Below are 12,288 nucleotides of genomic sequence, written 5' to 3'. Positions count from 1 at the left end.
TTTGCACGGTGTTGAGGCTTGGGCAGGCTCCAGGTCAGCGGCTGAACAATGGTACAGGGGAGACACCCATCCCGTCGCTGGGAAGCCTCACAGAGCAGCAGCTGGTCGACAAGGGGAGGGTGGCTGAGGTTCTGCGCTACCTTGAGCACATAGAGCAGGGCGGTTACGCCTAGGAGTGCCCGTTGTGATCAGTCATGATCCGGCCCTTGGATCTCGCCTACGTCGCGCTCAATGGCCCTGATGGTATGCAGCGATTGACCGATTGCTCTCATTTTGGCAGCTTCCTTCAGAGTAGCAAACACTTCTTCCCCATCGCCCACTAGGCAGTAAAGTGAATTTTTTGTTTTCACTAGCCCTGTCTCTTCATCAAAGTTTGTCACTGAGCTGGTGAACACATAGTCACCATACTGCCATCGACGCTTGTAGTCGCTAACCACTGTGCCATAAAGAAAGTGTGTTTCTTGGCCATCTAGATCGATAGAGACAAGCTCCCACTCCTGGACAATGCAGGCTTGGTTACGATGGCTGCTAGCTGTTTCTTCCCACGCAGGGAGAGCTTTGATGGGATTTGGTTCTTTCATGATCAGTACCATTTTAAGGGTCAATAATGACTCTAGCAGAAATCACGAAAATGTAGAATAAGAATCGCTCTTCTTGGCTCTTCAGCTGTAACTGATCATGAGTGATAGCTTAAGCCACTTTTTACGATCTAATTGATCATCTAAGATCAGATATAGTACTGATGCTAATAATCAAGAGGAGTTAATTGTAATGGTGGCTTCCCCATTCTCGATCATCAGTTAGGAACCTGGCGAGTCATGAATACCATTTCTCGATTTTTCGATATTCCTCAACAACATCTCCATGACCCAAGCTAACTAGTAGTTTGCACAGCACCTCATCTGCATCAACATGTTGCTTATGCTGATCCACCCCCCGATTCTTGCAGCCACGAATTTTACTCAGCTGACCTATTCTGAATCGCCACGAGCTGTTTGATCGCTTCTTTTTTGTCCATCTTTGTTCACCCTTAGCGTTTTGAACGCATAAAAGCCATTAAGTCATTATACAGCTGATCTTCATCATCCCATATGTTGTACTCGCGACCCGATGAAAATTCCTCAAGCCACGGCGTGCGGTGCAGTGCAAGCAGCCAGTCGTAACCTCCATTCAAGACGCCGTTTAGAAGATTACTGTGTAGGTGTTTGACAGCCTCTTCGGGACTGGCTCCTGTGCCGTTAAACTCGCCGGTGGACTCGCCGAGGGGTACAGGAAGTTCATTTCCCAGCATTGCTTTCCAGACAGGCTCCCCATCTAGATTGAAAAACAAGGCAAACTCCTTGCTTCCTGGTTTCTTTTCGATGCACTCAATAATTAATTCATTGAGGTTTTTCATGATTCGTCTCGACGCGGGATATCCCGCATGGCTGGTAATTTGCCACCCTAGGCCGCAAGCCGTCGCGCAGCCTGGACTCGAACATATGTTTGGATCGCTTCACGGAAAAGCGCTGATGTGCTGTCTACACCGGGATCAGCAAGATCCATGGCTTGTTTATACAGGGCATCATCAATTGTGACCGTGGTTCTCATTATCCTCTCCATTTCATTTTGAAATCATAACGAACCATGTGATTCCTATATTATGAACTCTCTGGTCAAAATATGTGCCAGTGGTTGACCTCTAACTGAACTCCCCGCGCTCGATCCTGCCGAGAACATCCCGCACCATGGCTCTGCCCTGAAACGTGTCCAGAAGATTGATGGGGCGCGACCCTGACAGCGCTGGGATCTCGCAACTAAACCACCCTCTGACGATGTCGTCGCTGTCGAAAATCGAAGAGCTATACGAGAACAGACTCAGTAGGTCAAGGATCTGTTCACTCTGCATCTTACCAATAGCTGCTTTTTTGTAGGTGCGGTGAAGATTGCTAGGTGTAGTCCCTGCTAGCTCTGCAACCAGCTGTTGGTGCCCGCCAAGCAGGGCAACCGTCTGTCGAACTACCTGTCCGGGGATTCCTGTTATGACTGCATTGATGAATGCCACGTCGTCACACAGAACATCCGGAGGCAACCCATCTACGTGAAGAACCTTCATTTCCAGCTACCAATATTGCAGCTATGATATATGTATAGTAGTAGGGGAAAAAGGATAGCGAAAGCAATCTGGCCCAGGGGGCATCGTGAACGAATACCTCGAAATGATTTTGTTAGCATCTCCGCTGTTGGGCCTGGGTGTACTGGTAGCGCTCGCAGCGTGGCTATTATATCGCAATTCAAAAAAGTGATTTTCTCTCGCATGGGAGCTGGGAAATGTCAGGGCTGAGCATAGCTGTCACTCACCTCAATACGCCTTACTCTGTCACAGTCACGACAAAGCAGCTTGCGCTTGCGCTTCGCCATGGAACTGTTCATCTTGATGAAATCACGGAGCAAGAAGGCGCAATTATTGCGACTGTATTTACTGAGTCAACCCCAAATCTGATCATGCTCTGCATTAAAGAGGCGGGTGCTACTATTGAATCAGCGCAAACACTATACAAAGAGGCAATTAAAAACTGGCACCGTTCCCCCGAGTGGGAGGAGGCTGTCAGCCTTTTTATACCAGCACCTCAGGAGCGGCTACGAGGAAGCGTGAAAGCCTATTACCGGCCATTCGACCCAGCAGATGATTAAGGCCTATCACTGATAATTGGGGAACTAACTTCATCACTGCCTAGCGAAAGGTTCGACAGAACAGGTCCCAGAACGAAAATCCATTCATTCAGAAATTACGTTTCTTCATAAGACATCGTGTCTCGGCTCATGCCATACCGATGCTTGCTGTGCCTGATCAAAGCATGCATTCACATGAACTGGGCACTTATTTTTTAAGTCATGGGTAAAAGTGGTTTGTGTAGTTTCGGATGTCTGCCACCGTTACTGTGGTAGAACGCGGGCGAGAGGAGAGGGAGGGAGATCGGACTATTCAAGCTGTAGGGGAAATCAGTACATTAAGTATGGAATGTTTGATACGGAGGGAAGGGCTTCATAAATACTACCGCAACCTCTTGAGTGGCAGCGGCGGAATACGAATCTGCCCTTTCTACCACCGACTGACAGGGCATCCGATGAAGCAGGTATCGTTCGTACAGGCTGAGCATCAGCACAAGAAGAAGGTTACCCGTCGAGAGCGATTCCTGGCCCAGATGGAGGCCCTGGTGCCTTGGCAACGGCTAATCGATGTGCTGTCGTCGTCCTACTTACGGAATTATTCGCGCAGGCGTGGTCTGCCGCCCAGCGGACTGGAGCGCAGGCAGAGGATTTACTACTTCCTCCAGCAGTAGAATGCGCTCACTGGCTAGGCATTCAAGATGCCATCTACTAAAGAAGCAGGTCCTGAAGATACTGACCTTCCAGGAAGTCGACCCCATCCTGGCAGCAAGACCTACTCATGCGCGAGGGCATCATCGTAGAAGCCACTATGTAGAAAGCGTTTATTCCTCACCCGCCATTCCGTCATCCGGAGGCAGAGAAATGCAATTGCTTGGCTCCTGCCAACCAACCCCTCGGCCATGGACACGAGGCCAGTTGGGCATCCGTCGCGAACTCCATGTCATAGGACTCGATCAACTCTTGGAGAATATGTCGCTCTGACTGTTTCTGACCTACCACACCAGCCAGTAGCGACTGGACAGCAGGTGTGGCGTTAACCTTGTGGAGGTGTTCGGCTACTCGGACTGCATGCTCGGCCCGTGCTTCAGCCTTCCTCAAGGTTGCCAGCGCATGACTTCGGTCATTGATCAGGTGGAGGGAATCGCCCGAGGCTGGCGGTGTTCCGCAGGGGAGTTCGACACATGTTGGCGAAAGCCCCACCTCGCATGCTACGCGATTGAGTTCGCCCAGGCGCCTTTCGCACTCGATACCTAGAACGGCCATCAATCGACTGATTCCCCGTCCGAATGTCAAGAAAACGAAGGCCAGGTAGCGGTAGCGGTGCATCTCCTCGCGCTCGTGGTCGATGGCCAAGCCCATTAGCTCTTCGGGCGCCAAGGCGGTAGAAAGGTAGAGACTATCAAGACGATACATGGAGAAGCCTCCTTGGATGCAGCGTTTTGCCGTTCAGGTGCCCAAAGTAAAGGAGAAACATGACAGGTGCATGACCTAGATCAAGTTCGAGGTCGAGCGGAGTTATAATCCCTTGATTTCATACTTGAGGATGAGATTCCTCATACAAAGGTTAATGGTTATTAGACTATGGTTAAGACTCTAAAGTAACTGAGATGTCACCGGCGCGCCCAGCAACGCGACCTGTGCAATAAGGTCTCCGCGCTAAGTACCACTGAGATTGATCTCCCACGAGTTGTCTTGCCGGGTTGGGAAAATATGAACAATGTAGATTTTTCAATTTTTTTATATGCGTGAAGTAAGTAGATGCGAGAGCGACGGTATCAATGACCAAGCGCAACACCTGATCCATCAGGTATGATGTTGCCATGACCCATCGTAGATTCTATTTACAAGGGAATATGTTCACCGGGAATAGTTACAGAATGGGATGGTGAGAGGTGGGCGGCCATTGAAAAGTTAATGAATGCTGACAAGCGGAGGTTCCCATGAAACCCTCGGTTTTAACTCGCGCACAATATGTCTGGCTGTTGATGATCGTATCAGTTTCGGCATTTTCAGGTGGGGCGGTACTGACATGGTTCGCAACACCAACCTCTGTGCAAGCACAGGACTCTCAGACTCTTCAGGCCCAGCAAATACGCATCGTGGATAGTCGCGGCCGAGTCCGCATGAGTATGGGCGTCTGGCCGCCAGGAAACGAGCAAGCAGTTTATTTGGGCATGAACGATGCTAATGGTCAACGCCGTCTTGATATCGGTGTTTCGGAGCAGGGGGCTCCATGGGCGGCCTTCTGGGACCGAAATGCAAGTGCTTTCGGGCTCTCTCCTACGGAGCCTACATTGAGGTTTTATAACGCCCGAGGACAAGCGATTGCCGATCTTCCGCGTGGTGCCCGACTTGCTTCGGGCCTGCCCCAACTTTCTCAAGTCAGTGAGCCGGGGAGTGGTGGTAAGGCAGATGCGGCACGGCCAGAAGACGTGCGCTCCCTCCAATCGCAAATCGATGCGGTTCGAATCAAGGTAAACCAGCTCGTTACCCGAGTGAACGCACTATTACAATAAGGGATTGTTTGCTTATTATGGCGTTAACCCGTGACATCGCCGTTCCCATTACGGTGAACTTGTTAAGCGCAGGGTTGCTGTTCTCGGCATCCCTATTACTCGAACCTGTGCAGAATTTTGTTTTCCCGCCAGAGGAGATCCCGGACTACCCTCTATTCTGCACGGTGGAGCCTTGGCTGGATCGCGATCGAGGAACGCTTGTCGTTGATCTTTTTATCATAAACACTACCCAAAATGATTACACCCATGCCGACCTTCAGCGGCTGCTGGACACTCGCAAGCTCGACCCTAAAAGCTCGCTCAGCCCCGATCTCGTGCTGACCTATTGGCGAAAGCTTGAGGAAACTGTGATCGGGAGAGTTGGCGAACCTGACCGTTACCCGGTGTTTAACCTAGGCAAGGGCGAGGTGGAGGTTGGAGTGAACGAGGCTAGCAACCAGGTTGGTATCCGTGTTGAGCGCATTTCACCACGCGCTGTCATCAAGATCGGCCTGCTGATACACAATCTTCCGGACATTGAAACCATGGCTGTCCAACGCACTAACAAAGCTATCGTACCCTTTGACTTCATGCCCTACGAAGAGCATTGCTATACACGGGGTTAGGTTAAGCTATCGTGGAAATTACTGTGCTATTTATAGTTTTGGTTAAGGAATCACCAGCACCCGAAATTTAGCAATCAAGGAACATTTGAGGGAGGGGATGGTATGTCGGAACAAAGCGTATTGATCGGGTCGTGGTGTATGGACGCGTGGACTCGCACTTCTATCACGACAGGTGAGACCACGGATGCGCTGGGGCCATCTCCCATCGGGTATATCGCCTATCATCGAGATGGCCGGATGATGGCAACCGTGTTCCGGCGTGAACGACTTCCGCCCAAGGGGGAGGGCTGGACGATGGAGGAGAAGGCGCAGCTGTTCGACGACATGCTGGCGTATGTTGCTTCCTATACGCTCGAGGAAGACCGCGTCGTGCATCACGTCGATGGCTCCTGGAACCCGAACTGGCAAGGCCTGCTGTCGCGTCCTTTCACTCTGAACGGTGACCGGTTGGTCATCAGTGGTGCTCCTGGCATCGATCCCATAACTGGTGAGGAGGTGGTCTATCGGATGGAGTTTACCAAGGCCTAAGCCCCTTACCTCAGCGGGTTCTGCACTCGCCAGACAGCCAGCTGCGAATTATGGTTATATAGCTAGCAATGTATTAAGAATTTACTACATGAATTCCGCCTCAGACATTATGTCGTAAACTCCAACTCGACCACTACACACTGGCTATCTGGTGGAGGCGTTTCCTGCCCTATCTTGAGTACCTTTTCGTCCAGATGTTGCTGCTGGCCTTTGAGAAGATGAAGATGCTTAGACATGGCGCTATCAAGAGGCTGACAGCCCGATAAAGACGCTACTGCTGGTGATCGAGATGTCTAAGGCGAGTATCCGCGCTAAGGTGGAGCACGCGTTTATCTCACCAAGAACCTCTTTGGTAACCGGAAGGGCTCGCCACAAGGGGCTGGCTAAGAACCGGGAGCAGCTGTGCAGTCCGTTTGTATACCTCTAGCTGGATCGAAGTATTTCAATCGCTCAAAGTTCAAATTGTTGGCGCTCTTTCAGTTCAGGAATTATTTTATGGAATAATAAGTCAATAGAAGTCGCAATACCGTAGATTGACTTTAAGTGGTGTTGAAAATTTTGTCAATGGAGAAGGGTTTTAGCTTTCAGTAAACGATTGTTCGGTATAGAGTCATAAGGAAGTGTATAGGAGATTGGAACAATGCCCTTGGTCAAAACCTTAATCATTAAAAATCGTGGCCGAAAATATTTCGACTGTGTGACAGGCAAATACAAAGCTAAGCTGTTAATCAATGATGTCAGCAATGAGCTGGAGACTGGTCGTGCTGTGCAACTCTACGTAACAGATCTGAGTGATGCATCCAAATATGGCACCGTTCTGAAATTTGAGCCGCTGGACTTTCTGGATGCCTGTGAACCTGACGATGTTGATAAGTTGTATTTTTCTGAATCACGAGTTAAGAAAGCTATCAGGTGGTTGGAGTATGCAGAAAATGATGCTCTAAAGGGTATGTATCAAACCAAGGCCATGAAAGAAGCATTCAATTTGTGTATAGGGATGTCCAGTCTATCCCAACGAATATCCGCACTAAAAAATAAAATAAAGATAAACTCTGAGTGGCATGAGGCAAAGAAATGGCTAGAATATGCGGAAGGAGATGCAAAAGCAGGAATGACATCCACAAAAGCTATCAATAAAGCCTTCGATTTGTGCCCGAAATTTGAGGATTTGACTGATCGTCTGGCTGCCCTAAAGCAGGTTCTAGAGGCCAACGGGGGCGGTCTCGACGACGATATAGGTCTATATTTTTGAAAGCAAAAATTGTTTGTGCCTGAGGAAATTATACTTTTTACGCTCGAGAAGTCTAATAACAGAATTCTCGTAACGCACCAACACTCATTTCATGCCATATCATCAAGTTCTTCTTTTGGTACCGGAAGGTGCGCTACAAGGGGGTGGCCAAGAATGAGGTGACCTTTGACCTTCCCCCTGATCTAGGTCCACTCACAATGTGAGAAACCGCTCCTTCATGCACACCGCTGGGCATAGGCGACGGGTAGCAGATAGCTGAACGAGCTGTGCGGTCTGACATAGTTGTAGTGGGCTCTCCATTGGTCAATTTCATGCCGGGCATCGGCAAGGCTCGGAAACCAGTACTGATTGAGGCAGTCATCCCGGAATTTGCCGTTGAAGCTCTCGATGAAGACATTCTGTGTCGGCTTGCACGGCTGGATGAAGGCCAGCGTGACCTTCCGCTCACGCGCCCATAAGAACATCGCCTTGCTGGTGAGCTGTGGGTTGTTATCGCAGACAATCGAGGCAGGCAGCGAGCGCTGTTGCGCGACCTCGTCCAGGAACCTGGCCAAGCGACGCCCGGAAATGGGCGTGTCCACCAGCTGGCTAGCACAATCTCTTCTGAAGTCGTTCACTATGTTCAGCAGGCGGAATCGGCGCCCCGAGGCCAGCTGATCTGAGACGAAGTCCATCGACCAGCGCTGGTTGGGCCTGTCCGGACACGGCATCGGCGCTATTGGCCGCACCAGTGGTTTGCGCCGCCGTTGCGGACCTGAAGCCCAGCCTCACGCTACAGCCGGTAAGTTCGCTTGCGATTGACCACCAGGCCCTCCTGACGTAACAGGGCATGCAGCTACAGGTCGCCGTAGCGGGGGTAGCAGGTCGCCAAAGTGTTCAGTCGAGCCTCAAGCGGCTCATCGTCGCGCGGCATCGTCTGGTAGCAGGCCCCGATCGTGGCAGGCCCAGTAATCGACAATCATGTTGCTGATTGAGCCAGCCGCCTGTCACCAGGTGCGCCACCGCGTGCTTCTTCGTTTCTGGCGTCACCACTTTCCCGGGACGAGCTTCTTGAGGGCGGTATTGTCGAGAGCGATTTCCGCCAGCAGCTTCTCCAGGCGGACATCTCTGCCTCCAGCTCCCAGAGACGCTTGACCTCCGGTACCTCTATACTTGGCCTTCCAGCGATAGATGGTCTGCTCGGTGACGCCCCTCTGTCGTGCCAGCTCTGCGACCGACACGCCGCGCTCATGGGCCTTGAGGATAGTGATGACCTGTTCGTCGCTATATCGATTTCGCTTCATCGCGAGATCTCCGGCTATCAGGGTAAAAGTAGCGGAAATCTCACATTGAAAGTGCGCTGGTTTATTGGGTGAAGGTCAATGAGTTAACTCGGGCTGGAATTGTCACGCTGGCGTCGACCCACAAAGGGGGGTAGGGTGCCCAAGTTCTGACGGGCCCAGTTTACCGCCTGGAATCGATTGTGCACCTTGATCTTGCGGAAGATGTTGTAGAGATGCGACTTGACGGTGTGCTCGCTAACGAACAGCTGGTCTGCAATCTCAATGTTCGAAACCCCTGTGCCAAGCATCGCGATGATCTCCAACTCCCGATGGGTTAGTCCACAGACCGGGCGATAGGAGTTGAGTTGCTGGCTACGAAATAACTGGATCATCCGCGTCATTAACGAGCGTGACATCCATAGGTTGCCTTCCGCCAAAATCGAGACTCCCTTGCAGATCATGTCTAGCGAATCGCTGCGGTAGAAAACCCCTTCTAGGTTCATAGCCAAGAGCACCTCGACGGCATGCTCCTCGTCCCTTAGGTTGAAGGCAGCCAAGGACATGACTCCGGCTTCTTCTGCCCTGACACGCCACTGCTGCATGATAGATTCATCGATATGATCTGCATCAAGCAGCGCTACGGTTGGCGAAGTCCCCTTTGGCTTCCATTCCTCTCTTGGGGCGACGACTGAGACAGGGCGGTCGAGCTGCTGGTGGAGATAGTCGATGAAGAGTTGTGACTGTGGGTTGTTGGCGGTAACGAGCAACAACTGGCTCTTCTCCTGTTCCATGGTTCGATCCTTCGTAAGGCGCGGTTAGTTTCTAATGAGTTCATCACCCAATGTTAGCAAAAGCACCACACTTTTTTTCTAGTCTCGGGAAAATATGTAACCTTATGTCACCAAAGTTTTTTTATATGTGCATATCTCCTCCTCTTCCATCGGTTTGAGGCAGAAATGAAGATGGCGAGCAATCTCTTGTAGAATCAAGATGTTCCTGCCAGAACACTCCAAGAGGACTGCTCGCCTTGGGAGAAAGATTTCCATCTGGCCGCCCTCCTGCAACGGGTCCATCCGCGTCGAAATGAGTGGCGCGCACGACCAGCGACAGCGGTGCTCCGCTGCTCCGTAAAACCCTCGACAGCGGAGTCATGATCGGCTCGCTTGAGGAGCTTCTGGTCGAACAGCATGACCCACAGCGCGTCCGTCACTTGTTGGCCAGTCAGCTGCGCAACGTGGTGTTGCAGCATGCCATGGGCTGGATCGATCTCAGTAATACCACCACACGGCTCCGCGATCCGGTCTGGCAACCGGCGTGCAGCGACGCGCGGGGGACAGCGCCATTGGCGCAGGACCGGCCGTCTTAAGCCACGCTGTCGCGTTTGCTGACGTGTCTTGGACACAACGACAACGTCGATATCGTGCATGAAGGCCTGCTGCGGATGGCCATCTGGCGACTGATCTCGCAGAACGGCAGCGAACGCCCCAAGCACCTGACGTTGGATATCGACGACCTGTCAATCGAGGTGCACGGCCATCAGGGCGGGTCGGCCTACCATGGTCATGTTGGCACTCGGATCACTTCACCGCTGACCGCCTCGCTGGCCGAGACCGGCAAAATTGTCGGTGGCTTGTTGCGCGAGGGCAACTTTGGCCCAGCCGAGAATACCGGTACCTGGATTCCGCACCTGGTGAGAGCCTCGGGGTCAGTGTGCAGGTGCGCATCGATGCGGGCTTCACCGACAACGACACGCTGGAGGCCCTGGAAGAGCGAGGCATCGAGTACCTGGGGACGGCAGCGCGGTCACTCGGGTCTTCAGAAGCTGGTGGCGCCGTACCTGAGGCGTCCACGAGGTCGCCGCCCCGAACAGCCCAGAGAGTGGTGCTACGACCTGACGTACCAAGCCGGTTCTTGTCCGACACCGCGCCGGGTAGTGCTGGTGGTGCAAGAAAGCCCCGATGACCTGCTGCTGCATGCCTTCTTCCTGGTCACCAACCTCGGCAAGTTCGTCTGGCCACCGGCGAAGGTCCTGGTGCTCTATCGCAAGCGCGCAGCGCCGAGGCTCATATGGGCGAGGTGAAGTCGGCGCTGAGTTATCGTCAAATCTGGTGGATGGCGGTCAGGCCGCATTCCTGTCTGACTGATCGGTTACCTGCTCCCCATCCCGAAACTCGACGTTGCTGACGACCAGCTCCAACTTCTGGAAGTGCTTGATACGCCGCCATCGCTTTTGGGCGCTCTGGAGCAGCTTGAAGACCATCGCCAGGGTTGTCGCCCGGGAGCCGCAGTTTCGGCTGCGCTTGGTCCTCAGGCGGACTGTGGCGAAGGTCGACTCGATCGGGTTGGTGGTGCGGATATGCACCCAGTGCTCTGCCGGGTAGTCGTAGAACGCCAGCAGCTCTTCCCGATCCTTGGCCAGGCACCCCATCGCCTTGGGGTACTTGGCCTCGAAGCGTTTCAGGGTGCGATCGAAAGCCTTGTGCGCCCCGTCGCGGGTCTCTGCCATCCAGATGTCATGGAGGTCGGCCTTGACCTTGGGCTGCACGGACTTCGGCAGCTTGTTCAGCACGTTAGCCGTCTTGTGAACCCAGCAACGCTGATGGTCGGTCTCCGGATAGATCTTGCTCAGGGCCGCCCAGAACCCCATGGCACCGTCGCCCACCGCCAGCTTGGGCGCCTGGATCAGGCCGCGCTCTCGCAGGCCTGTCAGCAAGGTCTTCCAACTGTCCGCCGACTCGCGGAAGCCGTCTTCGACGGCCACCAGCTCTTTGCGGCCCTGCTCGGTTACGCCGATGATCACCAGCAGGCACAGGCGGTCATCCAGGCGCACATTGCTGTAGATTCCGTCAGCCCACCAGTAGACGTAGCGCCGGTCTGCCAGGTCCCGCTGCCGCCACTCGGTATGCTCCTCTTCCCATTGTTTCTTGAGCCGTGACACCGTGTTGGCCGACAGCCCCTTGGCTTGGTCGCCCAGCAGCGCCGCCAAGGCCTCCTGGTAGTCGCCGGTGGAGATCCCCTTCAGATAGAGCCAAGGGATCAGTTCCTCGATGCTGCGAGCCCGCTTCAAGTAGGGCGGCAGCAGGCTGCTGTTGAAGCGGGCGCCACCGCCGCTGCGGTCACGCACCTTGGGCACCTGCACGCTGACATCCCCGATCCCGGTCTGGACCGTGCGCTCAGGCAGGTAGCCGTTGCGGACCACGGCCTGGCGGCCATCGTCTAGCCGCTGATCAGCATACTGCGACAGGAAGGTGGCTAACTCAGCCTCGACTGCCTTGGCGATCAGGTCACGGGCACCTTGGCGCAGCAGCTCGTGCAGCGGGTCAGTGACTTGGGGTTCTGGTTGTGAAAGAGCCCGGAGGGTAGAATTGGTCATGGCGTATCCATTCCTTGTTGATTGTGATCTGGCGAGATCAATCAACAGGATACGCCACCTTTCCTACCTCCTTCCGTACACCAGAAGTCACCATAGCTCG

Annotated in this window: 14 protein-coding genes and 3 pseudogenes; 9 read left to right on the top strand and 8 right to left on the bottom strand. The window is 53.2% G+C overall.

Annotation, left to right across the window (positions count from 1 at the left end; genetic code table 11):
• Positions 1–188: 188 nt before the first annotated feature.
• The 4 genes from QLQ83_RS00080 to QLQ83_RS19510 form a co-directional block, all read right to left on the bottom strand.
• The gene (locus QLQ83_RS00080; RefSeq protein ID WP_282733549.1) at positions 189–581 is read right to left on the bottom strand and encodes a DUF6957 family protein; all 393 of its coding nucleotides are present in this window, start codon (positions 579–581) and stop codon (positions 189–191) included.
• 449 nt (positions 582–1,030) lie between these two features.
• On the bottom strand, positions 1,031–1,396 hold the full coding sequence (locus QLQ83_RS00075) for a hypothetical protein (RefSeq protein ID WP_282733548.1): 366 nt from the start codon (positions 1,394–1,396) through the stop codon (positions 1,031–1,033).
• 47 nt (positions 1,397–1,443) lie between these two features.
• Entirely contained in the window at positions 1,444–1,590 is a 147-nt protein-coding gene (locus QLQ83_RS00070; protein ID WP_282733547.1) for a type II toxin-antitoxin system VapB family antitoxin, read from the bottom strand.
• A gap of 91 nt (positions 1,591–1,681) precedes the next feature.
• Positions 1,682–1,888: an antitoxin Xre/MbcA/ParS toxin-binding domain-containing protein gene (locus QLQ83_RS19510; RefSeq protein WP_411971104.1), complete on the bottom strand. Its 207-nt coding sequence runs from the start codon at positions 1,886–1,888 to the stop codon at positions 1,682–1,684.
• Between the two features lie 422 nt (positions 1,889–2,310).
• On the opposite strand from QLQ83_RS19510, the gene QLQ83_RS00065 reads away from it, so the two are divergent.
• Entirely contained in the window at positions 2,311–2,673 is a 363-nt protein-coding gene (locus tag QLQ83_RS00065; RefSeq protein WP_282733546.1) for a hypothetical protein, read from the top strand.
• Between the two features lie 434 nt (positions 2,674–3,107).
• Positions 3,108–3,320 (top strand): annotated as a pseudogene (locus QLQ83_RS00060) (IS5/IS1182 family transposase); the annotation flags it as partial.
• Positions 3,321–3,495: 175 nt separating this feature from the next.
• On the opposite strand, the gene QLQ83_RS00055 reads toward QLQ83_RS00060, so the two are convergent.
• Positions 3,496–4,065, bottom strand: a complete 570-nt coding sequence (locus tag QLQ83_RS00055) for a hypothetical protein (RefSeq protein ID WP_282733545.1) — start codon at positions 4,063–4,065, stop codon at positions 3,496–3,498.
• Positions 4,066–4,592: 527 nt separating this feature from the next.
• Here QLQ83_RS00055 and QLQ83_RS00050 point away from each other — a divergent pair.
• The 5 genes and pseudogenes from QLQ83_RS00050 (at position 4,593) to QLQ83_RS00035 (ending at position 7,553) form a co-directional block, all read left to right on the top strand.
• Positions 4,593–5,168 carry a hypothetical protein gene (locus QLQ83_RS00050; RefSeq protein WP_282733544.1) on the top strand — a complete coding sequence of 192 codons (576 nt, stop codon included), beginning with the start codon at positions 4,593–4,595 and terminating at the stop codon, positions 5,166–5,168.
• Between the two features lie 17 nt (positions 5,169–5,185).
• Positions 5,186–5,773, top strand: coding sequence for a hypothetical protein (locus QLQ83_RS00045; protein WP_282733543.1), 588 nt, complete (start codon positions 5,186–5,188; stop codon positions 5,771–5,773).
• A 102-nt stretch (positions 5,774–5,875) separates the two neighbouring features.
• A complete protein-coding gene (locus tag QLQ83_RS00040; protein WP_282733542.1) occupies positions 5,876–6,301 on the top strand; it encodes a lipocalin-like domain-containing protein in 426 nt (141 codons plus the stop codon).
• A gap of 253 nt (positions 6,302–6,554) precedes the next feature.
• A pseudogene (locus tag QLQ83_RS19505) lies at positions 6,555–6,716 on the top strand (IS5/IS1182 family transposase); the annotation flags it as partial.
• Positions 6,717–6,941: 225 nt separating this feature from the next.
• On the top strand, positions 6,942–7,553 hold the full coding sequence (locus tag QLQ83_RS00035; RefSeq protein WP_282733541.1) for a hypothetical protein: 612 nt from the start codon (positions 6,942–6,944) through the stop codon (positions 7,551–7,553).
• 215 nt (positions 7,554–7,768) lie between these two features.
• On the opposite strand, the pseudogene QLQ83_RS00030 reads toward QLQ83_RS00035, so the two are convergent.
• Positions 7,769–8,836, bottom strand: a pseudogene (locus tag QLQ83_RS00030) (IS3 family transposase).
• Positions 8,837–8,919: 83 nt separating this feature from the next.
• The gene (locus QLQ83_RS00025) at positions 8,920–9,606 is read right to left on the bottom strand and encodes a response regulator transcription factor (protein ID WP_282733540.1); all 687 of its coding nucleotides are present in this window, start codon (positions 9,604–9,606) and stop codon (positions 8,920–8,922) included.
• 296 nt (positions 9,607–9,902) lie between these two features.
• On the opposite strand from QLQ83_RS00025, the gene QLQ83_RS00020 reads away from it, so the two are divergent.
• Both QLQ83_RS00020 and QLQ83_RS00015 read left to right on the top strand, forming a co-directional pair.
• A complete protein-coding gene (locus QLQ83_RS00020; protein ID WP_282733539.1) occupies positions 9,903–10,181 on the top strand; it encodes a hypothetical protein in 279 nt (92 codons plus the stop codon).
• A 15-nt stretch (positions 10,182–10,196) separates the two neighbouring features.
• Positions 10,197–10,895, top strand: coding sequence for a transposase (locus tag QLQ83_RS00015; protein WP_282733538.1), 699 nt, complete (start codon positions 10,197–10,199; stop codon positions 10,893–10,895).
• A gap of 39 nt (positions 10,896–10,934) precedes the next feature.
• On the opposite strand, the gene QLQ83_RS00010 is transcribed toward QLQ83_RS00015, so the two are convergent.
• Entirely contained in the window at positions 10,935–12,188 is a 1,254-nt protein-coding gene (locus QLQ83_RS00010) for an IS256 family transposase (protein ID WP_282733537.1), read from the bottom strand.
• Positions 12,189–12,288: the final 100 nt, after the last annotated feature.

It is taken from the genome of Halomonas rhizosphaerae (genome assembly GCF_030010555.1).
Classification (GTDB): domain Bacteria; phylum Pseudomonadota; class Gammaproteobacteria; order Pseudomonadales; family Halomonadaceae; genus Halomonas; species Halomonas rhizosphaerae.
Note: the sequence above shows the minus strand (reverse complement) of the source record. Positions and strands in the feature narration are given on the sequence as shown.